Below are 22793 nucleotides of genomic sequence, written 5' to 3'. Positions count from 1 at the left end.
GTCAGGATAGTCGGGCTCGATGCCACTGTGGCTCAGCGGTAGAGCGGCAGTTTCGTAAACTGTAGGCCGGGGGTTCGATCCCCTCCAGTGGCTCCAGTCGATTTCAGCAGTCTTCTTTTTTATTGGTGATGTCGTTTTCTTTTATCAAATATTGATTGACGATCTTAACTGCGCAAACATCTCCGCACATGGAACACCCGTCCTGTTTCTCGGTACATCCGCGGGACCTGTATTTTTTTGCCTTATCTGGATCTATGCACACTTCGAACATGGAATCCCAATCAAGTTTCTTTCTTGCTTTGGCCATAAAGGTGTCCATTTCACGATTCTTGCCTCTACAGATATCGCCAACGTGAGCGGCGATCCTTGAAGCGATCACACCTTCCTTCACATCATCTTCATCTGGAAGTGAAAGATGTTCAGCAGGTGTGAGATAACATAAGAAATCTGCACCGTTCTGTGCGGCCACAGCACCTCCGATAGCACCGACTATGTGGTCATATCCAGGTGCTATATCAGTGACCAATGGTCCGAGTACATAGAACGGTGCATCGTGGCACAGTCTTTTTTCCAATTGGATGTTCATAGGGATCTGTTCCAAAGGTACATGTCCTGGACCCTCTACCATGCTTTGGACATTAGCATTTCTTGCCCTTTTTACTAAATGTCCCAGTGTCATCAATTCTGCTATTTGTGCCTGGTCTGATGCATCATCTATGCAGCCTGGTCTGAACCCATCTCCTAGTGATAGAGTGAATTCATATTTTCTTGCCATTTCCAGCAGGTAGTCGAAATTTTTGAACAGTGGATTCTCTTCGTCATTGTGTAGTATCCAAGCGGTTAAGAACGATCCGCCTCTCGAGACAACATCCATATATCTGTCGCTTTTTTTCAGCCACGACACGCTTTCTTTCGTTATCCCACAATGGACGGTCATAAAATCCATGCCGTCCTTGGCGTGTTTTTCTATGCCGTTGAAAATGTCGTCTTCTGTCATTTCTACAACGGCATTTCTCCTTGCAGCAGTCAGTCCTGTCTGATATATCGGTACCGATCCCATCATCACAGGGCACTCTTTTAGGAGTCTGGCACGTATCTTGTCAATATCTCCGCCGGTACTCAGGTCCATTACCGCATGGGCACCGTATTTCACAGCGATATTGAGTTTACGGACCTCGCTTTCCAGATCTACAATGTCACGGGAAGTTCCCAAGTTAACATTGATTTTGATGGACATGTTCTCACCGATGGCATTTGGTATGGGATCGTGGTTTGGATTGCACGGAACACAAATGCGACCAGAGGATATCCCGTTTCTTACAAATTCTTCGCTGACTTTCTCTTTTTTGGCGATCTCCTTTATTAAGGGCGTTACACCTCTGCGGGCCTCTTCCATTATGGTACTCATTTGATATCATTCTGGCATGGGTTCGTGCTTATTTCAATGTAATGCCATCTCGCACGTACGCGCATACGCGCGTATTTATATCCGGATGCACTATGCCAACTGCTAATCATTAGATTATCAGAATGTGAATTTTTATGGGTGGGAATCAACAAGAAGAGTATAACGCCGATAGTCTGGTCGTTTTGAAAGGGCTCGAAGCGGTCAGGGTCAGACCAGGGATGTATATCGGAAGCACAGATTCCAGAGGCCTCCATCATTTGGTCTACGAAGTAGTGGACAACAGTATAGATGAGATAATGGCGGGATTTGCGACAAGGGTGGAAGTAATTGTCAATGCAAACGGTTCTGTGACCGTTAAAGATGACGGAAGGGGCATTCCTGCCGATTTTAATCATAAGGAAGGAAAGAGTGGTATCGAAGTCTGTTTGACAGATCTTCACGCAGGAGGAAAGTTCAATCACAAGACCTACAAGGTCTCCGGAGGACTTCACGGTGTGGGAGTTTCGGTTGTCAACGCTCTTTCTAAGAAATTGGAGGCCATTGTAGAGCAGAATGGCAAGGTATACCGTCAGACATACCAAATGGGAATTCCCGACGGCCCTGTAGAGGAGATCGGAGTATCTGATAAGCATGGTACAACGATCACATTTTATCCAGATGAGACGGTTTTTGAAACAACTGAGTTTGATTTTTCCGTACTTCAGAACAGATTCCGCAATCAGGCATTCCTTAACAAAGAAGCGACAATAATATTCACGGATGCTAGGCAAGAGGATCCGAAATCAGAGACATATCACTACGAGGGAGGGGTCACGGAATTCGTTCAGTTCCTGAACAGGTCGAAGACCCCTGTTCATCCGGTACCCATATCCATGTCTGGGGAGAGAGAGGGCGTGATCATAGATATTGCACTCCAATACACTGATGGTTACAATGAGTCGGTGGATTCCTTTGTGAATTCTGAACACACCACCGAAGGTGGAACGCACCTTACAGGGTTTAGGACAGCACTCACAAAGACAATTAATGAATATGGTAAACAGAAAGGATTATTGAAGGATGTGGCTTTGGATGGATCCGATGTACGTGAGGGGCTCACCGCGATCATAAGCATCAAAATGGGGGATCCCCAGTTCGAGAGCCAGACAAAGTCCAAATTGGGAAGCAGCGTTGCCCAGAGAGCAGTATCAAGTTTGATGAATGATAAGTTATCCGAATTTCTTATGGAAAATCCGGTCGTGGCAGTGCTCGTTGTAAAAAAAGCCATGTCAGCTTATGAGGGCAGAGAGGCTGCAAGAAAAGCAAGGGACGCAACAAGGAGAAAATCATTGCTCGAGAGCACAAGTCTTCCAGGAAAACTTGCAGACTGTTCTGAAAAAGATCCTTCCAAATGTGAGGTTTACATCGTGGAGGGAGAATCTGCAGGAGGAAGTGCAAAACAGGGAAGGGACCGTGCCTTCCAAGCAATCCTCCCTATAAGGGGTAAGATCCTGAATGTCGAGAAGGCTCGTCCTGACAAATTGTTGGATCACGAAGAGATAAGGAATCTTGTGATCGCCATTGGAGGCGGTATCGGTATAGACTTCGATGTTTCCAAGATAAGGTATCACAGTGTCGTCATAATGACCGATGCAGATGTGGATGGTGCTCATATTGGAACACTTTTGATGACTCTTTTCTACAGGCAGATGAAGCCTCTGATAGAGCAGGGACATCTATTCATAGCAATGCCTCCGCTTTATAGGATACACAAAGGGAAGAAGCAGATCTACGCCTTTACCGAGGAGGAGATGCAAAAGGCAATGGTCGAGATGGGTCCAGGTGCTAATATAAGCAGGTACAAAGGTCTTGGAGAAATGAACCCTCAGCAGCTGTGGGAGACCACAATGGATCCTACGACCAGGGTAATGAAGCAGGTGCACATCGAGGATGCCATGCTCGCAGATCAGATGTTCTCCATACTCATGGGCGACGATGTGGAGCCCAGGAGAGAATTCATAATGGAACACGCTCACGAAGTAGTAAACCTGGATGTGTGATATCATGGACGGAGAGAGAAGGATCATACAGCAGGGAATCGAACAGCAGATGCAGCGTTCTTACATCGATTATTCGATGAGTGTCATAGTTGGACGTGCACTGCCAGATGTACGTGATGGTTTGAAGCCCGTTCATAGAAAGATATTGTTCGCCATGTCTGAGTTGGGACTTCAGAGCAATCGTCCCTACAAGAAGTCGGCTACTGTGGTGGGAGAGGTCCTTGGTAAATACCACCCTCATGGTGATTCTGCCGCATATGAATCGATGGTGAGGATGGCACAGCCATTTTCCTTGAGGTATGTTTTGGTTGATGGACAGGGTAACTTTGGATCTGTCGACGGTGACAGTGCAGCAGCTATGCGTTATACTGAAGCACGTTTATCAAAAATGTCCAACGATCTTCTGGAGAATCTCGATAAAGATACAGTTGACATGGTCGACAATTATGATGGGTCTTTGAAAGAGCCTTCTGTGTTGCCGGCAAAGTTACCAAATCTCCTGGTCAATGGTTCTGATGGTATAGCTGTCGGAATGGCTACAAAAATGCCGCCACATAATCTAACTGAAGTATGTACGGCAATAAAGTATACGATAGACAATCCTGATGTGACCACCCTCGAACTCATGGATTATGTTCCAGGTCCTGATTTTCCTACAGGAGGCACGATCTATGGTCGTGATGGAATAGTATCTGCATATGAGACGGGAAGGGGAAAGATAAAGGTCAGAGCCAATACACACTTTGAGGACATGCCAAACGGCAAGGTCCGCATTATCGTCGATGAGATACCATATCAGGTCAACAAGGCAATGCTCATTGAGAACATAGCTGACCAGGTGAAGAACAAGACCCTCGAGAATATCACAGATCTTCGTGATGAATCGGACAGATCTGGAATGCGTATCGTTATAGAGCTTCACAAGGACGCACTCGAAAACGTGGTGCTCGAGAATCTCTTCAAGAAGACCCAGATGGAAGTAACGTACGGTATAATCAATTTAGCATTAGTCGAAGGAAAACCTACACTTCTGGGACTTAAGCAGTTGATATGCTACTATCTCGCTCACAGGAAGACGGTTGTCGCCCGCAGAACACAGTATGATCTGTCCCAGGCAGAGAAGAGATATCATATCTTAGAAGGTTTGATGAAAGCATTGGATATGCTCGATGAGACCATTGCATTGATACGTGCATCAGACTCGGCAGAGGAAGCCAATTCCGGTCTGCAGACCTTGTTGAGCATCGATCAGGATCAGGCTAAAGCAATTTTGGACATGAAGCTTCAAAAATTGACCGGGCTCGAGATAGGGTCCATAAAGCAAGAGTATGACAGCCTGATATTGGTCATGAATGACTTGAAAGATATCCTCTCTAACGAAAAGAGGGTGTTGGACATAATCAAAGTCGAACTCGATGAGATGGTCCAGTCCTATGGTGACAAGCGCCGCACCACGATCAATGTAAATGCATTGGATGTCGATCTGGAGGATCTCATTGAGAAACAAGACCTCGTGATCACGATATCAGCTGACAATTACGTCAAGAGCATACCTTTGAACACATACAGACAGCAGGCCCGCGGAGGAGTGGGGCTTATCGGTATGCAGACGAAGGAAGAGGATCATGTCAAAAGCATGTTCATAACCAGCACACACGACTACCTTATGTTCATAACGAACCACGGACGCCTTCATTGGTTGAAAGGGTACAAAGTTCCAGAGGGAAGCAGACAATCCAAAGGAAAGCCGATAATCAATCTCCTATCCGATCTGGAAGAGGGGGAGAAGGTGGAAGACACGATCTGCGTCCACGATTTCCCAGATGATAAATATCTGGTGTTCTGCACAAAGAACGGTCTGATGAAGAAGACCTCTCTTAGCGCATACAGCAATGTCAGGAGCAAAGGTATCAAGGCGATCAAACTGGAGGGAGATGACGAGCTCGTAGAGACCGCTATCACCGACGGAAATGAGCAGATAATATTGGCCTCCAAGAAAGGATTTGCTTGCAGATTCAATGAAAATGATGTTCGCTCCACCGGTAGGGACACGATGGGGGTCAAGGGAATGACCCTTAACAAAGGAGATTATGTAATATCCATGGCAGCGGTGAGAGCTGGTGACAAGTTGCTCTCGGTCAGTGAGAATGGATATGGAAAGATCTCAGAGGTCGATGATTATCGTCTGACTCGTCGCGGAGGAAAGGGTGTAATAACGATAAAGACCGATGAAAGGAACGGAGATGTCATTTGTGTCAGAAAGGTCAATCTCGACGATCAATTATTGGTCACCAGTAAACAGGGCAAGATCATACGCATGTTCGTAAACGAGATCCGTGAAACTGCACGCAATACCAAAGGCGTCAAGATAATGGATATGCGCAATGATGACAAGATCACTGCTGTACAGCCCCTGATCTCTGATGCAGAGGAAGAAGCGAAGTTACCCGAGGCATGAGAATGAGGTCAAAGACAACATGGAGGATTATTGCGGTATTAACCTTGATAGCCTCCGTGTTGTCATCAATAGAGGCTGTTCTCTCCGAAGGTTATATCAGGGTGATATTCGCGTTATGCTCTGTATGTTTCCTAATATCGTGTGCCGTGATGGTCATGACACGCAGGAAATATTTGGAAGCATTCGATAGGAATAGTACTGTCAATTGCCTCAAACTAAAAAGACCCGGTGTTGACAGGAAAGACACAGAGGAGATAATACCTAAGGGTAAGATGCCTGGTAGCTGACCTATCAAGAAACTTTATAAAGTAAATCAAACTATGGGGGAAATACGCCGTGGTAACTCAGTTGGGAGAGTGCGTGACTGAAGATCACGAAGTCGCTGGTTCGAGCCCGGCTCACGGCACCATATTTTTCTTTTTGATTTACAGATGCCTGAGGAATTGACTTGGAAGCCGACAAAGTTTTCATCGACGTAAAGACCTGCAAAATGAATCTTTCAGAGGTACTTATCGAGATCAAACGTCTGCAGGCTGAGAATCCTGATTACGATATATTTTTAGATGGCGATGCTCACGCTATAGTCGGTAGAAGAAAGTTGTGATCGTATGGGAAAAGGAAGAATTACGATTGGGTTATACAACGCGTACGACCCCAACAAATTTAGGGAGCCTCACAGGAGGGTCATTGCAAGAGCGGGCGATCTGGCATTGGCTTTTGATATGAATTTGGTACTATTTGGTTTTCCGATTCCCGAAGAGACAAAAACTCCCATCGAAATAGCGGAATGGGTCGCAGGTACCACAAGCATTGGTGACAACGGAGGTAATTTCCTCAAGTTGGCTGAACAGGGAAGATTCATGAAATTTCCCTATCCTTCGAAAGGGTTCCCCCCTCAATTGGGAGAGCCTATTTTGACAACCAGCAAACCAAATAAACAGAAACAGGTTCCGTTAGCACGGGTGGCGGAAATGGTGGACAGGGGTCAGAGTATCCTTTTGGTTTTCGGTATCGGCCCGCATGGAGTTCCTAAAGATCCTGCGTCCATTCCCAAATACAATCTCGATATAACGGATGGTGGGTTTTCTTTGGAGACCTGTACTGCCCTTGGTGCTGTTTGCGGTGCTCTCAATGCAAAGTTAAATCAGTAATGGTCATAGAGTATATCGGAGGGTTGTAAGTATACGCCCGCTCCTTTTTCCACATGACCAATTATGTCAGCATTCTTGTATTTTGCAACTATGTTCTCAGCATCCAGAGCAGGAGCGATCATTGTGAAACCCATGCTCATGTTGAGGGTCTGATATATTTCTCTGTCCTCTATGTTCCCGAGTTCCTGTATCTTTGTGAATATAGGATCGGGTTTTACAGGGTCACTGATAATGTATCTCAGTCCTTTTTTCATTCTCAGTATATTCCTGAGGCCTCCGCCGGTTATGTCAACAAGTCCGTGGATGGAATTCTCCCTGGTGATCTCGAGCACTTGTTTAACATATATCTCAGTGGGTGTGAGAAGCTCCATTCCAACGGATTTTGAAAGGCCTGATATTTTATCTTTCATCGAGATCTCAGACGCTTCGAATACTTTCCTTGCCAATGTAAGTCCGTTCGAGTGGATTCCTGACGATCTCAGAGAAACGATCAGATCTCCATCTTTACATGTTTCTCCGGTTATTATCTTATCTTTCATGACATATCCAAGACAGGTTCCTGAGAGGTCTACCCCGTTTATTATCTCTGGAAGGACGGCTATTTCCCCCCCAACGATTTCCATGTTGGAAAGTTCTGCACCTTTTTGAAGGCCGATGCCGATCTGTTTTGTCAGTTCATCATCAGGTTTGTCTATCGCGACATAGTCAACGAAAGAAGTAGGTTCCGCATTCACGCATATCGTGTCGTTGACATTCATCGCGATGCAATCGATGCCGATCGTGTTCCAAATTCCCAATTCTTCTGCAACGAGTATTTTGGTCCCCACGCCATCTGTGGCCATAGTGATGTATTTGTCCCCGAAATCGATGAGGCTTGCGAACAGGCCAGGCATATGGACCATCTGACCAATTCCAGTTCTTCTGTACTTCAATTCGCCAACAAGGGATTCGATGGCACTTGATTTCTTATCGATGTTTACGCCTGCTTTGGAATAGGTCCATCCGGTCGTCATTTCAGGGTCCTCTGCCCTTATGATAGCATTCCTTAATTATTACTTTTGCACGTGTTGTACGGAAGGATTCGAAAGTGGTTTAAATAGGGACAATATAGGTATGGCCGTGGGCTTGCACGATCGTTGGGTTGTAGAGAGGCAAAACGAGTACTACTACAAACTCGCAAAGAAGTTGGACTACAGGTCAAGAGCATCCTTCAAACTGATGCAGATAGACGATCGTTTCGAAATTTTTGAGAAGAACGATTCGGTCGTGGACCTTGGTGCTTGTCCAGGTGGTTGGCTCCAGGTCGCAAAAGAGCGTGTCGGTGAGAAAGGAAAGGTTGTCGGTGTCGACCTAAGATATATTAGGCCGATGGACGGAGTGGTCACTATAATCGGAGACATCACCGAGGATAAGACCATGATAGAACTCCTCCAGGTGTTCGGCGGTAAGGCGGATGTTGTATTGTCGGACATGGCGCCTAACATCGCGGGGCACTATTCGACAGATCATGCCAGGTCGATAGATCTTTGCATGTTCGCAGTGGATGTGTGCGACCGTGTTCTTAAGAAGAATGGAAAGATGGTCTGTAAAGTATTCATGGGCGATATGATGGACCTGCTTCTGAAAGAATTAGATAAAAGATTCAAGTCGGTAAAGGTCTATTCTCCGGCAGCATCTCGTGAGACATCTTCTGAAATGTATGTGATATCAAAAGGATTCTTGGCTACATGTAACATAAAGCCAAAGGTCTTGGAAGAGGAGAATAAGGAGCCCGATTTCAAGGTCAAAGGAATCAATATCTGATCAATCCCAAAAGCGTTTTGTTTTAGCGTAGAGAATCTCGGCGTTCATGATATCCCTGAGGAATTCATCCTCATCAATATGCATTGTACGAAGTATCTTTGACGCGCTGTCAGGTCCGATTCCCCTTCCAGCAAGGACGATCGCCGCCGTACCGCCGTATTCGTTTACGAGGTTAGCATTCCTCATGATACGTTGAGCCTCTTTTTTCTGTTGATCGTCAAGATCGCGGTTTTTTAGAATCTTGATATTGTCGCGTTCGTAATTTTTTAAAAGGGCTATCATACGTCCTTCGCATTTAGGACATATTAAACGTTTCGGAGCATCGGCCACCCGCATTCTCCATTGTGTGGTGCAACTGACACATGAGGCAAACAGCAATTCTTCTTCCAATCTTTTTTTAAGCGCCATAAGAATGGAATGGTCTGCGCGAATCGGTTGCATCAATTCTTTGGATCTGGTCAGTCCTTCAAGGCCTATCGGGGAAATATCACAAGCTTTGACCTGTATCTTTCCTTCTTTTATCATTGAGAACACCAATTCGGTATTTACTATGTCCAGATCCTCGTAGAGCACAAGATCTAATGCATCGTTGTATGCGGGTGTTCCGTTGTGCATCTCAAACAATCTATTAAAATTCATGAAGCGGTGGTCAGCATCTTTATCGATTATGCCGAATTTTTTTGCTACATGAACAAATCTCCATTTTAGATATGTAGAATTTAAGATAGTGATTCTTGCAAATGCCTCAATTGTGCCAGGTTTTATCGATAAGAAGGTATCAATAAGGATCTTCTTGTCGAGGTTTCTCGGAAGTTCCAAAATAATTCTGTACGCGTCAGCTGTAACTCCGATGCTTTCTCCAAGACGAGCCGTCAAAAGCGCAGAATATATTTTTCCTATGGTCTCATTGACCCTAGTACCGAAACAGCAGTTGAGTATTGCGAGTCTATCACCAGATTCGATCGTCATCACCGAATCTGTTGGCATGGGCCACTTTTCATCTTGTTCGTTAAGATAGTTTGATATACATTCATAGCAACCTTGATCACCAGGATATTTTTCAAAATCGCGTTTTCTACGCATTCTTCCAACTTCCATGGCTACTTCAAATGGTACGGGTATGTCCGATCCTGCCCAAGATGGAACTGAGCCGACATCCTTCGTTTCTTCCACCAGAAGTTCGTCTTCCCGCATCTCCACAATACGCCAGGTACGTCCTTTTGCTATGAACATGGCAAAAGGTTCTGCGAAAGTTGCGACGAAACTCTCGTCAAGCGATCCAATTATCCTTCTGGTTGCGACATCCCGTATTAAGTAGGTACGTTCATCTGGTATCATTGAGATATTATTGTAGAAATAATTCATACCTCTTTTAGAACGATAAAAACCCTCGTCCTCTTCGAAGATCAGCTTTATACTTTTCAATTGTTCGATGACATCATCCATCTTTTTTCTTTCAAGGTCTTTGAAGATGCTGCATCTTTTTACCATTTTGAATGCATCATCTCTGCTTGTTTTTCCGACCATTGTCATGGCAATGATCTGATTAGCCAATACTGACAGGGGGCAGCGTCTTCCTGGAGAATACTCGATCTCTTTTGCATCAGATCTTCTAGCGACCACCATGGCTTCTGCGATCTCATCCGGTGCGGTTGCCAGAATAACAGATCTTATTTTTCCACCTATCCTGTGTCCAGCGCGTCCTGCACGTTGGATCATTCTGGAAACTTTCCTGGGGGAATTATATTGTAACACAAGATCTGCTGATCCGATGTCTATTCCAAGTTCCAATGATGAGGTGCATATCAGGGCCTTTATCTCCTGATTTTTGAAACGGTCTTCCATATCCATTCTATTTTCTTTGGATAATGAACCGTGATGGACATCTATCGGTATCTCTTCGTCCCAGAGATGGTATCTAGCCGCGAGCCATTCTGCGGTCTCACGAGTATTGACGAAAAATAGAGTGGATCTTCCGGCCTCTATCAGTTGTCTTGCTCTGACCATTACGCCTAATATTTCAGGGTCGCTCTGAAGTTTGTCAAGAAGTTCGCTGTCGTTACAAGGGGCAGGGCATTCTACATGTATCTCGAAATCCCTGTGCGTGTCATGTTTGCAGACCGTTACTTCTCTGTTTACGCCTGCAAGGAAATTCTTTATGTCATCGATATTTCCAACAGTGGCAGAAAGTCCCACTCTCTGATATTCTCCGGCAATTGATACCAGTCTTTCCAAGGCTATTCCAAGCTGTGCTCCCCTTTCAGTACTGGCGAGTTCATGTATCTCGTCAACGACAACCCATTCTATGGTTTTCATATGTTCTCTCAAGCGTTTGCCTGTAAAGAGAACCTGTAAGGTTTCTGGGGTTGTGATTAGTATCTCAGGTGGATTTTGAGATTGTTTGTTTCTTTCTGCTTGTGGTGTGTCTCCATGTCTTACACCTACGGATATGTCGAGGGCTTTTCCGTAATCCTCCATCCTTTTCAGCATGTCTCTGTTGAGTGCCCTTAAAGGTGTGATATATAGGCATCTTATTCCCTTTTTAGAATTATTTTTGAAAATAGCATCCAGTATTGGCAGCATTGCAGCTTCTGTCTTTCCGATACCAGTCGGTGCAACAAGAAGTAGATTCTCTCCCTTTGCGATCTTCGGGATAGCATCTTTTTGCGGTTCTGTCGGATCTATGATGCCTTTCTCTCTTAATGCGACAACAAGTTCTGGGGAGAGATTTTTAAATGACATGAAAAATTTGAAGGAATGAGGGAAACCCTCATTTTTGTTTTATCTTTTCTTCTTTCTTAGGATCTTAAGGTTGTCTTTTACAGCAGTACGAATTATAGCTGCCTGGTCCTCACCGTTTGTGACGTCTTTGGTCTTGAAGTTAAGAACGATCCAATCGTCCGCTTCTAAGGCGGACTGTATCTTGGGATCGACCTTACCCTCATCAAGTATGAAAACTCCAACCTTGGATTTTACGAATGCTATCGGTATGGTGTATTCACCATAGTCCTTCCTGCACCTGAGTCCTTTGTTCCAAGCTGCTCTTCTTACAAGTGCGCTCGGAGAGTTATCGGTAAACTTATCCAGGTCATCGCCCATATCTTCATCGTCATTCATCGAATCTGTCGATTCCTTGATAACGGTCTTTCTAGCGGCAGGTTCGGACGTTTTTAAAGGATCCACTGCCTCAATTTTTAGTTTTTCTACCGGGGCAGCTATATGTGGTTTGGCCTGTGGGGCATCGACCGCTTTCAAAGTTTCAGCGGCTTCGATCTTTGGTTTTTCCGACGGAGCAGCTATATGCGGTTTGGCCTGTGGCGTGTCAACTTGATGTGTGTTCACAACAGGTGCTGATGCTGTTGGAGGGCAACTATCCTTTTTTGGCTCTTCAACTTTGGGTGCTGTCACTTGTAAAAGTATGTCAGATAGATCCATTACCTTAATTTTGGATTTTATCTTGGCCGCACCTTGTGACAGGTTTACAACACAGAATGGGCAGCATGTGACCAATATCTCTGCACCAGTTTCTTCCGCATCTCTGATCCTTTCTGCGGCAACGTTAACGGCGAAGTCGTTATATTGGCTCTTGTAACCTCCTCCTGCACCGCAACATCTGGAATTTTCCCTGGATTTTTCCATTTCAACAAGTTCGATACCTTTGATCTTCTTGAGAACATTCCTGGGTGATTCAAATACGCCCATGTGTCTTCCTAGGTGACATGGGTCGTGATATGTTACTTTTGCTTTGAATTCGTTGTTAAGAGGCAATTTCTTTTCGTTTATGAGCATTTCAGTATATTGGGAGAAGTGATAGACATTCTGTCCGACCTTAGCATAGTATTTTCCAAAATCTGTTGAAACGGTCTTGAAACATCCAGAGCAGGTCATGACCATGTCTTTTGCACCCATTCCATCTGCTTTTTCTACGATTTTTTCGGCGCTGTCAAGTGAAAAACCAGTATTTCCAGTTCTTAAAAGAGGAGATGTGCAACACCATTCGTCCTTTCCGAGAATATTCATTTTCACACCGGCTCTTGCGAGGATACGAGCTCCATTCTGGGGAATTCCTTGTTGCCTGTATGATCCTGTGCATCCCGCAAAGAATATTACGTCGGGCACATCTGATTTAGGCACATCTGAGGGCCACCAATCTCCTCTTTTCGTGTCCGGTTCTCCATAGGGGTTGTGGCATTCCTCAACCTTCTTTGCCATTCCAGCGTGAGCTTTCATCGGGCCTACGCCTTCTTTTACAAGCCATGTTCTGACGCTTTCCCAAAGTTCGATAAGTGGGATCTGTGCGTGACATACCACTTCACAGTTGCCGCATCCTGTACATTTGTACATTGCATCAACGAAATAGGGGCTTAGGGATACCTCTCTTTTTAGAAGCTTATCTAGGCCGTCGGCCTGGGAGAGCTGATTCAAGTAGTATATTTTCCCCCTAGGTGTGTCGGACTCCCAAGGTGTCTGGTTGTGTGCTTCACAGACATTAATACAGTAACCACACTGGAGACAGGCAGTGAGCTCCTTTTGGATACGCGGCATTTTCATTTAAATCCACCTTTTTTGAGCAGGAAACCTGTTAATATCAGGTCCTTATAATAAGTAGGCAAAAGGCACAAACCTATATTAAGGCTTTCAGTGGCACATATGTGCCAAGCATGTAAAATGATTGCATTTTTGCCGGAGTAAGATGAGGTGGGCCCAGTCGGATTTGAACCGACGACCACCCGGTTATGAGCCGGGCGCTCTACCTGTCTAAGCTATGAGCCCTTGTCCCCTGGTTAGATAGGGGGATAGATAAAAAACTATCGAGGGAAAATGAATGTATGGCGCCGTCGCACGGATTTGAACCGAGGACCTTGTGATTAACAGTCACACGCTCTACCGACTGAGCTACGACGGCTTATGTAGTGGTGCGAATGAAAGGGTTATATTAATTATTATCGTTCGTAAGTGGGATTTCTGACCGTACTTCGCTTATCCTTTCTTCCAATCTATCAAGATATGTTGACAATTCTTTCATGAACTGATCATATTTGTCAGTAACCATTGCTCCTTCGGATGTTGCCACAATGAGTCCATCTTGTTCAAGCAATCTGAGTGAGTAGCGTACTTTGTGTTTGGGCATGTCCAGAATTTCAGATAAACGTATGATGCCTACGGGTTGATATTTCATAGTGACCTTGAGCATTTCCAAGTGCCTTTCCATGAGATCGATTTCCTCCATGGTCTTGGCGAGCATTTTGGCATCTTCACCGGGCATGTTAATCAGAACGAGATTCAATTAAATAATGCTGATTGTTTGAATTTTTATAAAAGAACAGTACAGCCCAAGCTAGGGCCATTGTTGTATCCTGGGATAAGTGGTCGTTCTTAACGGCCGTACCACTTCTGTTTTCCCCACTTGGAATAGTTTGCCCACCATCCCTGAGTAAAGGAACCACAACAGTCGAGAGCCTTCTGCTCTGCATCTGGTCCTTCGTATACTTTGTAGCAGTTGAGACACTGCCATTTTAGTTCTAAGGGCTTTTCTTTCGCCATTGCTCTCCCGAATGCCAATGCGTTAATAAAACTTATTGCAGAAAAGTTGATAAACCGATGTCCACGCTTTCAGTTTCTAAGAAGGAATTATATACTTACGAGAATATAATCCACATCCTATGAATAGGATTAAGGTCATCAATGAGCCATCCGAGTTAGTACCTATGCTCAGATCGGTCGATACCCCCGTCAAAAGAGACGTGTTGAAAGAGGTGACCTTAGAATGGAAGACCGCTGACGAGATCGAAAAGAAATTCGGTCCGGAGGGCAGAGACGCCATTGTATTTTTTGAGAAGATGAAACTTGTAGAGACGCGTTGGCTGTCGACAAACGGAAACTATCCCGAAAAATCTTACCACACATACTACACTTCTTTCAACATTAACGCACAATGGCCGGTTTATGAGATAAGCGATGTTTTAGCTGCCGCCATGATGGATGAGGTAGAATATGCTGCAATAGAGGGAAAGATCCTTGAGCAGGTTGGTAAAGAGGGAAGATTCTCAGGTGACGTGGCCGAGGCACTTGGCCTATCATCTACAATGCTCAAGAGTTTGGTCCGCAGGTCTGTAAAGATGGATTATCGTGGGCACAGGATAGAACTCATCAGAGAAGAGTAAGATGTCAGATATCTGGATAATGCGCATCGGACACCGTCCTGAGAGAGATAAGCGTGTCACTACACATGTGGCATTGTCATCAAGGGCTTTGGGAGCTAAAGGCATCTATGTGGACACGGAAGATCCAAAACTAGAAGAGAACATCAGAAGTGTTGTCGAAAGATTTGGTGGGGATTACGTTATAAAGACAGGTGTGACCTGGAAGCAAGCCAGTCAGGATTTTACGGGTAAAATAGTCCATCTTACTATGTACGGCCAAAGGGTCGATGAGGTCATGCCGAAGATTCCGCGCGACGAAGATATAATGATAATTGTTGGTGCTGAGAAGGTCCCGTTCGAGGTTTACGAACGTGCTGATTTTAATGTTTCTGTTGGTAATCAACCGCATTCAGAAATTGCCGCTTTGGCGATATTTTTGGATCGTTTTACCGAAGGCAAGGCGCTTTATTCGGATCGTGGCGGTCAAATGACTGTAGTACCGAACGAGAGGGGGAAGATCATTGTCACCAAACCTTCCGACTGATACTGAATGCATCGACATACTCTACGGTGTGGGATGTAAGAAACGGGTGGTCGTCCATTGTTGTACGGTCAGGGCGGTCGCAGAAGAGATGTCTTCTCGCATAAGGCCTGTAAATTTACCACTGGTGATATCTGGTGCTTTGCTTCATGATATGGGTAGGGCGGTAGATCATTCGATAATGCATGCGTCCGTTGGTGCAAAGATGGCGGAAGACATGGGATTGCCGAAAGAATTGGTCGATATAATCAGGAAGCATACAGGTGCGGGTCTGGACGATAGGGATGTTGCTGAGTTGGCGCTTCCTCCAGGAGACTACATGCCCAGAACGATCGAGGAAAAGATAGTAGCTCACGCTGATAACATGGTGAGTGACAATAGGGTGGTAAATCATAGGTATTCGGTGGAGAAGCTCAGAAATAAAGGGGCCGAGCGCGGCGCCGAGCGCATCGAACTGCTTCATTGGGAATTGTCAAGATTGTACGGTATGGATCTTGATGTCATTCTGGATATCATTGGCGAATATCCAAAATTGAAAGGAATTACCTTGTGATACTGACGTGAATTCTGTTTTCAGGGAAGGCGTTCAATAAAATAACGTCTCCGATACTCATTATCCACCTGAACGGTATTGCAATGGATACGTTCTCATCAGCCAATAAAGGGTTGACGTCATTTATGAAGAGACTTTCCACGCGCATGCCTGATACATCCAAGATTATCTCGTCTACGACCCCAATGAAAATTCCATTAGGGGAGTATACTTCCAGTCCTTTGAGGTTGTCTAAGGTTTCTAGCATCGTTGACTAGCGCATGATGTTTCTAAAGTTATATAACCTGTTGTGGTAATGTCATAGCGGTGAACTTATGGTCACGGAATTAACAAGTCAGAACTTTGACAAGTTCGTCGGAGAAAACAAGATTGTGGTCGTCGACTGCTGGGCACCCTGGTGCGGACCATGCAGGAGAATGGGGCCAGTCATCGAGGAAGTGGCAAAGGAGCTTGAAGGAAAGGTTGGGGTTGCGAAACTCAACACAGATGAGAACAGCGCAATAGCAGCTAAATTCTCCATCAATGCGATACCTACACTCCTAATATTCAAGGACAAGGTCCACGTGGATTCCCTCGTTGGCCTCAGGCCGAAAGAAGATATCGTTGCATACCTCAATTCTCTCTGATCGAACATGGATGCAGAAGTATTAGTCATAGGAATGGGCCCTGCAGGCCTTCAGGCCGCAATAAGTGCCGCTAGAAAGAAGGCCAATACGATCATTGTAGGTAAGGAGACAGGTAGTGCACTTGTAGGTGCGCATATCGAGAATTATTTTGGGCTATCCGGAACGGTAAAGGGAGAGGCCCTTCTACTCAATGGTTTGGAACAGGCTAAGGCTGTGGGTACCAGGGTCATAAGGCAGAATGCTATTTCTGCGATGTCTTTGGAGAATGGATTCACGGTGGTCCTGGAATCCGGTGAAGAGGTATCGGCCAAGGCCGTGATACTTGCGACAGGAATAGCTAGAAGGAAACTGGGCATCCCTGGCGAAAAGGAATTTCTCGGTAAAGGTGTAAGTTATTGTGCGGTATGCGATTGTAATTTTTTCAAAGGGGCTTCCGTAATGGTGGTGGGTAGTGAGTCCGAGGCGGCTATATCTGCCGAATTGATGACCAAATACGCATCCAAGGTTTATTGGGCTGTCAAAGATCTCGATGTGGATCCATCTCTTATTGCCAAGGTTAAGGCCGCAGGAGTGAAGATCGTTGATTCCATGCCTTTGGAGATACTCGGTTCGGATAAGGTTTCGTCTGTCAGAATGGATAATGGCACAGATATTATTGTAAGCGGTGTCTTTATTGAACTGGGTGGAAGATCATCGGTCGATCTGGCAATGGACCTAGGAATAATGCCAGAGATCGATGACACGGTGAAGGTGGCAGCCAATTGCATGACCGGAGTAGAAGGGGTCTTCGCTTGTGGTGATATTGTTGGCAAACCTTGGCAGGTGGCCAAGGCCGTAGGGCAGGGTGCCGTCGCTGGGCTTTCTGCTGCAGATTATGTGAAGGGAAAGAAATGACGGTAGAGGATCTTATTTCCAGCATGCTAAGGGAAGAAGGCGGTTTCCAGAAGGCATTCAAGAGTATTTTGGATGATGAACTGGATATGTCGTTAAGTGAGTTCTGTCACATATCGGGGATATCCCAGAGTACGATGTATAAGATATTGGAAGAGAAACGTGAACCTAATCTTAGGACAGTGAGACAGATAATAAAGGTCCTAAGGCTACTCTATAAGAAGGACGACCAGAGATTTTTGGCAGTTATTGCATCTTCGAGATTTATGGAGGGTATGCCTAAGGCAATGGAAATACAGGGCAAGAGGTTCGTCGTTCGCGAATATGCCATAAGTACGGTGGAGGATGCGATAATTGCAGCCGTACGTGCAGAGCGTGATGGTGCCATCGCAATAGTCTGTGCACCAATCATTGCCCCCACAGTTGAAAAGATAATCTCCATACCAGTATCTCCAGTGATGCCTTATAACAGCGTTATACAAGCGTTGGAAGCAGTGAAAGACCTTTTGTGAGATGCTTCGTTTTGTATCTGTCTCTGATCAAAGTGCAATTAAGGAAATTAATATAACACCTTAACTCATATCAAGGGCAAATCGGAGTTGTTATACTGTTCGAATTACAGGTCGTGAGCAATACCCCAATGAGCGCCGTATCGGACATTAACGTTGTCGCTGAGACGTTCCTTATGCAGATCGGGTATATCCCGAAGGGGTATGATCCAAAGACATCGGCCACCAATGTAAGGGACAGTGTGCCATACTGTCTTTTCATGAATTATTTCATGGCCAATATGGGTAAGGCGTGGGCTGTCGAGGAATTGGCTTCGCTTTTGAATACGACCAAACCTACCATTTATCGTCATATAAACAAATTGAAGTCCATGGATCTTTTGGAGAGTGTCGATGTTGAGTTCGATGGTGCAGTTAGAAAAGGATATCGTATCAGATACGGAGACCTTGTAAAAGCGTGGAGTTTCACAGAGGCAAATGTAAACATGGCCATGGATAATTACAAGAAGACAGTTGAGCATTTCCAGCATCTTGCTAAAGCACAGAAGGAATGAGCGGGTCCATCATGGTATCGGAGTTCAATTCTCGTATGATAGAGGCAGTCAAAGAAGGTACGATATCCGACCGCGATGAGCTTCAAAGATTCAAATTGAAATTGTGTCAGAAGATGGGACTTCTAAACGTGCCTCCCAATTCAGACATACTTGCCGATGTGTCACCGGAAGACCGTAAGCTTTTGGAGCCATTTCTTGTAAAGAAGCCAATGAGGACCAGCAGCGGTGTCGCTGTGGTCGCCGTGATGACATCACCTTTTCCATGTCCTCATGGAAAGTGTGCTTATTGTCCAGGGGGTGTTGACAACGGTTCGCCTCAGTCGTATACGGGAAAAGAGCCTGCTGCTAGACGTGCCGAGAGGAATGCTTTCGATCCATACGAGCAGGTAAAAGATAGGATACAGCAGTTAACAGCTATCGGACACAAAACGGACAAGATAGATCTGATAATAATGGGTGGCACGTTCACGTCCAGGGATAGCGAATATCAAGAGTGGTTTGTACGAAGATGTTACGATGCTATGAACGGTATAGAGTCAGATACAGTGGAAGCGGCGCAAGGTCTCAATGCGACTGCAGATCACAGATGTATCGGTCTGACGGTAGAGACGCGTCCAGATGTCTTCGGTGACAAACAGATCGAAATGTCCATGAGGCTAGGCACAACGAGAGTTGAATTAGGTGTGCAGATACTGGATGACGATATTCTGACGGCCATGGATCGCGGTCATGGCATTGATGCCGTTATTCGTTCGACCAAGGCGTGTAAAGATCACGGTCTGAAGGTTTGTTATCACATCATGCCGGGACTTCCCGGTTCAGATCCGGAAAAGGATCTTGAGTGTTTTGAACGCATATTCAGTGATCCTGATTTTAGACCAGATATGTTGAAATTCTATCCAACATTGGTCATAGAAGGTACGAAACTGTATGATATGTGGAAGAATGGCGAATACATTCCAATGGATGTCGAAACAGCAGTTGAACTTCTTTCTAAGATGAAGTCGTGTGTTCCGGAATATGTTCGTATTCAGAGGATCCAGAGAGATATTCCTGTGCCTCAGATCTCTGCGGGAATATTAAAATCCAATATAAGGCAACTCGTCCAAGAACACATGTTGGCAACAGGCAGGGCGTGTCGTTGTATAAGATGTCGCGAAGTAGGCCACACAAGCGCCGTTTTGGATGATATTTCATCCATCAAAGAGAAGGTAACGGAGTACGAGGCAAGCGGAGGTATTGAGCGTTTCATAGCATTGGAATACGATGATTCTTTGATAGGCTATGCTCGTCTTAGAACTGACGGGTCGAATACGGCCACCATACGTGAGCTGAAGATATTCGGAAAGATCGCTGCGATCGGGGCTGTTGGAGAAGATTGGCAGCACAGGGGATTTGGAAAGGAGCTTGTTGCTGAGGCAGAGAGATTTGCCAAAGAAGATGGAAAGACCCAAATAAGGATAACGAGTGGCGTAGGCGTAAGAGGATACTATGTTTCTTTGGGATACAGGTTAGAGGCTCCATATATGGTCAAGGACCTCAGTTGATGACTATCTTCTCCGGTTCGACCCTGACCTTCTCCGTTGATATTACCAGACGTCCCTTATCATCCACTTTTTGTGTCGTGTTGAGAACTGTACCTTCTGGTTTTATCAGAATGTATTTTATCATCCCGTTGTCACAGTTTATCACTATATCCGAGAGAAGTCCGACCTTACGGCCACCAACAGTCTCTACAGGTCTTCCAATCAGTTCTCTTGTGAAGAATTTGTCTGTCATATAAATCACCCATAGAATGGAATGTCATTCCATCCGCTTTTACGTTTTCTGATCTCTTTACCTATGTTCTCATAGTTTGCGAATGTCGTTTCGTCAACAGATGGCCTGATATTATTTATGGCAGTTTTGAAGTGTTCAGGTCTTACATATTCTGCATTGTTATTTTCATAATATGCTAGCATCCCCGCTTCTCTACAGAGGGCAGCCAGATCTGCACCCACATATCCGTCCGTTTCTTTAGCGATCTCAAAAAGATCCACATCGTGGAGAGGCATTCTTCTTGTATGCACCTTGAGTATGTTTATTCTGGCATCCATATCGGGTTTTCCAACCAGTATCATCCTATCCATCCTTCCAGGTCTGAGTAGTGCCGGATCGATCATATCGGGCCTATTTGTCGCTGCCATGATCATAACACGGTTAAGTCCTTCGATGCCGTCCATGGCCGTAAGAAGTTGTGCTACAACCCTTTCCCAAGCATGGGAATCTCCACTGCCCCGTTTAGGGGCTATCGAGTCGATCTCATCGAAGAAGATAATGCTCGGGGCCATCTGTTTTGCTTTTTTGAATATTTTTCTGATGGCAAGTTCGCTTTCGCCCATCCATTTACTAGCGATCTCCGGGCCACTGACCGAGATGAAATTCGCACCAGATTCGTTGGCCACAGCCTTGGCGATCATGGTCTTCCCGGTACCAGGCGGCCCGTACAGCAGTATTGCTTTACCTGGTTCTATTCCCAGTCTTTCAAAGGATTTCTTCTCTTCCGTGGGTATGAATGCTTCCTCGATCTCTTTTCTGATACTTTCCAGGCCTCCGATATCTGCCCACGAGATCTTCGGTATCTCCACGAAAACTTCTCTCATTCCAGATGGCTCGACCTCATTGAGAGCGTCTTTAAAGTCATTCATTCTGACCTTGATCTCTTTCAAGGTCGCTTGTGGTATAGGTTTGTCAAGGTCCAAGTGCGGGAGATATCCGCTAAGACATTTCATCGCGGATTCTCTGGCCAATGCTGCAAGGTCTGCTCCGACGAATCCTTGGGTCATTCCTGCCAAAATATCCAAGTTGACATCTTCTGCAAGGGGCATGTCTCTTGTATGCACATCCAATATCGACCTGCGACCTTTTCTGTTGGGCACACCGATCTCGATCTCACGATCGAATCTTCCAGGTCTTCTGAGGGCGGAATCGAGAGAATCCTCCCGGTTGGTGGCTCCTATCACGATGACGTTGCCTCTCCCACCCATGCCATCCATGAGTGTGAGCAATTGTGCAACCACACGTCTCTCCACCTCTCCAGACACCTCATCACGGCTGGGTGCAATGGAATCGATCTCATCTAGGAAAATTATGCTAGGGGCATTTTCTTGAGCTTCTTTGAATATCTCTCTGAGGCGTTCTTCGCTCTGTCCATAATAGCGACCCATTATCTCCGGTCCGCGAATGTTGTAAAACGAAGCACCTGATTCATTGGCCACAGCTTCTGCGATCAGTGTCTTTCCAGTTCCAGAGGGCCCATACAGAAGGACGCCTTTTGGTGCAGATATACCCATGCGGTCAAATATTTCTGGATGTTTAAGCGGAAGTTCTATCATTTCCCTTATCCGTTTAAGTTCATCATCCAAACCACCGATGTCATCATAAGTGGTCTGTCCGAGATATGTCTCGGTTTTTTCTTTCAAGGGTTCCTTTATGACTTCGACCTCAGTGTCGATACCAACGATCACAGGGCCATCGGGAATCGTGGCGACCACGGTGAATGTGGAGCGGTTGCCCATGAGAGCGATGTTGGGAACGAGTATGTCTATGCCTTTCATCAATGGGCGGTTCATAAGGCCATTTCTGAATATATTCTCGATCCCTGCTTCGAATCTTATTGTCTTTCCTTCCGGGATATTTGGTGCTATCACTAATTTAATCGCGTGCTGGGGAATGATCTTACGGACCTTTACATTCTCATCGACACTTACGCCTGCGCTGGTCCTTGTGAGACCATCTATGCGTATGATGCCGAGGCCCTCATCTTCAAGATCACTTTTGAAAACCTTGGCTACAGCCGTTTTTTTACCTACGATCTCTATGGCATCTCCGAGGTCAATTTTCAAGGTACCGCGGGATTTAGTGTCCATTCTTGCTCTACCGTACCCTGCCTCTGTCTGGGATTTTGCCATCGCGACTTTGAGTTCAAGGTAATTTGCCATTGAGACATCAAGGCATTATGCATATTTCATTTTGAGGGAAGAATTTATCAGACCTCAGGCATATATCACGGGTCGGACGTGACATAACTTAGACATCAAGAACATAAATCTGTGTACGGTTATGAGCATAGAATTCG

General features: G+C 45.4%; 23 protein-coding genes and 4 tRNA genes. 16 read left to right on the top strand and 11 right to left on the bottom strand.

All coding sequences use genetic code 11. From position 1 onward, the window contains the following. Positions 1-21: 21 nt before the first annotated feature. A tRNA-Thr gene (locus tag KRP56_00185) sits at positions 22-96 on the top strand. 7 nt (positions 97-103) lie between these two features. On the opposite strand, the gene thiC is transcribed toward KRP56_00185, so the two are convergent. After that, complete coding sequence (thiC, locus tag KRP56_00180; GenBank protein ID UAL07725.1) at positions 104-1408, bottom strand: phosphomethylpyrimidine synthase ThiC; 1305 nt, start codon at positions 1406-1408, stop codon at positions 104-106. A 134-nt stretch (positions 1409-1542) separates the two neighbouring features. Here thiC and gyrB point away from each other — a divergent pair, with 134 nt between their 5' ends. From gyrB to KRP56_00150, 6 genes are all read left to right on the top strand, one after another. After that, a complete protein-coding gene (gene gyrB / locus KRP56_00175) occupies positions 1543-3447 on the top strand; it encodes a DNA topoisomerase (ATP-hydrolyzing) subunit B (protein UAL07724.1) in 1905 nt (634 codons plus the stop codon). A 4-nt stretch (positions 3448-3451) separates the two neighbouring features. Then, positions 3452-5905: a DNA gyrase subunit A gene (gyrA, locus tag KRP56_00170; protein ID UAL07723.1), complete on the top strand. Its 2454-nt coding sequence runs from the start codon at positions 3452-3454 to the stop codon at positions 5903-5905. A gap of 2 nt (positions 5906-5907) precedes the next feature. After that, on the top strand, positions 5908-6192 hold the full coding sequence (locus KRP56_00165; GenBank protein UAL07722.1) for a hypothetical protein: 285 nt from the start codon (positions 5908-5910) through the stop codon (positions 6190-6192). 46 nt (positions 6193-6238) lie between these two features. After that, positions 6239-6314, top strand: a tRNA-Phe gene (locus tag KRP56_00160). 39 nt (positions 6315-6353) lie between these two features. Beyond that, the gene (locus KRP56_00155) at positions 6354-6509 is read left to right on the top strand and encodes a hypothetical protein (GenBank protein UAL08511.1); all 156 of its coding nucleotides are present in this window, start codon (positions 6354-6356) and stop codon (positions 6507-6509) included. Positions 6510-6513: 4 nt separating this feature from the next. Beyond that, positions 6514-7056, top strand: a complete 543-nt coding sequence (locus tag KRP56_00150; GenBank protein UAL07721.1) for a DUF531 domain-containing protein — start codon at positions 6514-6516, stop codon at positions 7054-7056. Here KRP56_00150 and purM read toward each other — a convergent pair. Beyond that, positions 7050-8069, bottom strand: coding sequence for a phosphoribosylformylglycinamidine cyclo-ligase (gene purM, locus KRP56_00145; protein ID UAL07720.1), 1020 nt, complete (start codon positions 8067-8069; stop codon positions 7050-7052). The two genes, KRP56_00150 and purM, sit on opposite strands and share 7 nt — an antisense overlap. Positions 8070-8169: 100 nt before the next feature. Here purM and KRP56_00140 point away from each other — a divergent pair, with 100 nt between their 5' ends. Next, positions 8170-8859, top strand: coding sequence for an RlmE family RNA methyltransferase (locus KRP56_00140; GenBank protein ID UAL07719.1), 690 nt, complete (start codon positions 8170-8172; stop codon positions 8857-8859). Here KRP56_00140 and KRP56_00135 read toward each other — a convergent pair whose 3' ends face one another. From KRP56_00135 to KRP56_00110, 6 genes are all read right to left on the bottom strand, one after another. Beyond that, positions 8860-11601 (bottom strand): DEAD/DEAH box helicase, encoded by a 2742-nt coding sequence (locus tag KRP56_00135; GenBank protein UAL07718.1) that lies wholly within the window; start codon positions 11599-11601, stop codon positions 8860-8862. 39 nt (positions 11602-11640) lie between these two features. After that, positions 11641-13404, bottom strand: a complete 1764-nt coding sequence (locus KRP56_00130) for a (Fe-S)-binding protein (protein ID UAL08396.1) — start codon at positions 13402-13404, stop codon at positions 11641-11643. 154 nt (positions 13405-13558) lie between these two features. Next, a tRNA-Ile gene (locus tag KRP56_00125) sits at positions 13559-13632 on the bottom strand. Between the two features lie 57 nt (positions 13633-13689). Then, positions 13690-13765 (bottom strand) — tRNA-Asn (locus KRP56_00120). Between the two features lie 30 nt (positions 13766-13795). Further along, positions 13796-14080, bottom strand: a complete 285-nt coding sequence (locus KRP56_00115) for a hypothetical protein (GenBank protein ID UAL08395.1) — start codon at positions 14078-14080, stop codon at positions 13796-13798. 155 nt (positions 14081-14235) lie between these two features. Further along, positions 14236-14403, bottom strand: coding sequence for a PIG-T family GPI transamidase component (locus KRP56_00110; protein UAL07717.1), 168 nt, complete (start codon positions 14401-14403; stop codon positions 14236-14238). A gap of 119 nt (positions 14404-14522) precedes the next feature. Here KRP56_00110 and KRP56_00105 point away from each other — a divergent pair, with 119 nt between their 5' ends. From KRP56_00105 to KRP56_00095, 3 genes are read left to right on the top strand one after another with little or no spacing between them, the layout of a single operon-like run. Further along, a complete protein-coding gene (locus tag KRP56_00105) occupies positions 14523-15023 on the top strand; it encodes an ArsR family transcriptional regulator (GenBank protein UAL07716.1) in 501 nt (166 codons plus the stop codon). A 1-nt stretch (position 15024) separates the two neighbouring features. Next, the gene (locus tag KRP56_00100; GenBank protein UAL07715.1) at positions 15025-15546 is read left to right on the top strand and encodes a tRNA (cytidine(56)-2'-O)-methyltransferase; all 522 of its coding nucleotides are present in this window, start codon (positions 15025-15027) and stop codon (positions 15544-15546) included. Between the two features lie 46 nt (positions 15547-15592). Beyond that, positions 15593-16096 (top strand): HDIG domain-containing protein, encoded by a 504-nt coding sequence (locus KRP56_00095; protein UAL08394.1) that lies wholly within the window; start codon positions 15593-15595, stop codon positions 16094-16096. Here the strand turns inward: KRP56_00095 and KRP56_00090 are convergent. Further along, positions 16086-16343 carry a PRC-barrel domain-containing protein gene (locus KRP56_00090; GenBank protein ID UAL07714.1) on the bottom strand — a complete coding sequence of 86 codons (258 nt, stop codon included), beginning with the start codon at positions 16341-16343 and terminating at the stop codon, positions 16086-16088. The genes KRP56_00095 and KRP56_00090 overlap by 11 nt on opposite strands. A 67-nt stretch (positions 16344-16410) precedes the next feature. Here KRP56_00090 and trxA point away from each other — a divergent pair, with 67 nt between their 5' ends. The 5 genes from trxA (at position 16411) to KRP56_00065 (ending at position 20223) form a co-directional block, all read left to right on the top strand. After that, positions 16411-16722: a thioredoxin gene (trxA, locus tag KRP56_00085; GenBank protein ID UAL07713.1), complete on the top strand. Its 312-nt coding sequence runs from the start codon at positions 16411-16413 to the stop codon at positions 16720-16722. Between the two features lie 6 nt (positions 16723-16728). Further along, complete coding sequence (locus tag KRP56_00080; protein ID UAL07712.1) at positions 16729-17616, top strand: FAD-dependent oxidoreductase; 888 nt, start codon at positions 16729-16731, stop codon at positions 17614-17616. Further along, a complete protein-coding gene (locus tag KRP56_00075) occupies positions 17613-18125 on the top strand; it encodes a helix-turn-helix domain-containing protein (protein ID UAL07711.1) in 513 nt (170 codons plus the stop codon). Before KRP56_00080 ends, KRP56_00075 begins: the two co-directional genes overlap by 4 nt. Positions 18126-18220: 95 nt before the next feature. Then, positions 18221-18676, top strand: coding sequence for a helix-turn-helix domain-containing protein (locus KRP56_00070; protein ID UAL08393.1), 456 nt, complete (start codon positions 18221-18223; stop codon positions 18674-18676). An 11-nt stretch (positions 18677-18687) separates the two neighbouring features. Next, complete coding sequence (locus KRP56_00065; GenBank protein ID UAL08392.1) at positions 18688-20223, top strand: tRNA uridine(34) 5-carboxymethylaminomethyl modification radical SAM/GNAT enzyme Elp3; 1536 nt, start codon at positions 18688-18690, stop codon at positions 20221-20223. Here the strand turns inward: KRP56_00065 and KRP56_00060 are convergent. Together KRP56_00060 and KRP56_00055 are read right to left on the bottom strand one after the other, a co-directional pair. Continuing rightward, a complete protein-coding gene (locus tag KRP56_00060) occupies positions 20216-20455 on the bottom strand; it encodes a PRC-barrel domain-containing protein (GenBank protein ID UAL07710.1) in 240 nt (79 codons plus the stop codon). The genes KRP56_00065 and KRP56_00060 overlap by 8 nt on opposite strands. A gap of 5 nt (positions 20456-20460) precedes the next feature. After that, a complete protein-coding gene (locus KRP56_00055; protein UAL07709.1) occupies positions 20461-22656 on the bottom strand; it encodes a CDC48 family AAA ATPase in 2196 nt (731 codons plus the stop codon). Positions 22657-22793: the final 137 nt, after the last annotated feature.

This window comes from Candidatus Methanogranum gryphiswaldense (genome assembly GCA_019262145.1).
GTDB classification, from domain to species: domain Archaea; phylum Thermoplasmatota; class Thermoplasmata; order Methanomassiliicoccales; family Methanomethylophilaceae; genus Methanogranum; species Methanogranum gryphiswaldense.
Note: the sequence above shows the minus strand (reverse complement) of the source record. Positions and strands in the feature narration are given on the sequence as shown.

Coding starts and splice junctions, on each gene's coding strand:
- KRP56_00065 (UAL08392.1), top strand. CDS start 18,688: ATGGTATCGGAGTTCAATTCTCGTATGATAGAGGCAGTCAAAGAAGGT.
- gyrB (UAL07724.1), top strand. CDS start 1,543: ATGGGTGGGAATCAACAAGAAGAGTATAACGCCGATAGTCTGGTCGTT.
- KRP56_00080 (UAL07712.1), top strand. CDS start 16,729: ATGGATGCAGAAGTATTAGTCATAGGAATGGGCCCTGCAGGCCTTCAG.
- KRP56_00105 (UAL07716.1), top strand. CDS start 14,523: ATGAATAGGATTAAGGTCATCAATGAGCCATCCGAGTTAGTACCTATG.
- thiC (UAL07725.1), bottom strand. CDS start 1,408: ATGAGTACCATAATGGAAGAGGCCCGCAGAGGTGTAACGCCCTTAATA.
- KRP56_00060 (UAL07710.1), bottom strand. CDS start 20,455: ATGACAGACAAATTCTTCACAAGAGAACTGATTGGAAGACCTGTAGAG.
- KRP56_00100 (UAL07715.1), top strand. CDS start 15,025: ATGTCAGATATCTGGATAATGCGCATCGGACACCGTCCTGAGAGAGAT.
- KRP56_00135 (UAL07718.1), bottom strand. CDS start 11,601: ATGTCATTTAAAAATCTCTCCCCAGAACTTGTTGTCGCATTAAGAGAG.
- KRP56_00165 (UAL07722.1), top strand. CDS start 5,908: ATGAGGTCAAAGACAACATGGAGGATTATTGCGGTATTAACCTTGATA.
- KRP56_00110 (UAL07717.1), bottom strand. CDS start 14,403: ATGGCGAAAGAAAAGCCCTTAGAACTAAAATGGCAGTGTCTCAACTGC.
- purM (UAL07720.1), bottom strand. CDS start 8,069: ATGACGACCGGATGGACCTATTCCAAAGCAGGCGTAAACATCGATAAG.
- KRP56_00150 (UAL07721.1), top strand. CDS start 6,514: ATGGGAAAAGGAAGAATTACGATTGGGTTATACAACGCGTACGACCCC.
- trxA (UAL07713.1), top strand. CDS start 16,411: ATGGTCACGGAATTAACAAGTCAGAACTTTGACAAGTTCGTCGGAGAA.
- KRP56_00130 (UAL08396.1), bottom strand. CDS start 13,404: ATGCCGCGTATCCAAAAGGAGCTCACTGCCTGTCTCCAGTGTGGTTAC.
- KRP56_00140 (UAL07719.1), top strand. CDS start 8,170: ATGGCCGTGGGCTTGCACGATCGTTGGGTTGTAGAGAGGCAAAACGAG.
- KRP56_00075 (UAL07711.1), top strand. CDS start 17,613: ATGACGGTAGAGGATCTTATTTCCAGCATGCTAAGGGAAGAAGGCGGT.
- KRP56_00090 (UAL07714.1), bottom strand. CDS start 16,343: ATGCTAGAAACCTTAGACAACCTCAAAGGACTGGAAGTATACTCCCCT.
- gyrA (UAL07723.1), top strand. CDS start 3,452: ATGGACGGAGAGAGAAGGATCATACAGCAGGGAATCGAACAGCAGATG.
- KRP56_00055 (UAL07709.1), bottom strand. CDS start 22,656: ATGGCAAATTACCTTGAACTCAAAGTCGCGATGGCAAAATCCCAGACA.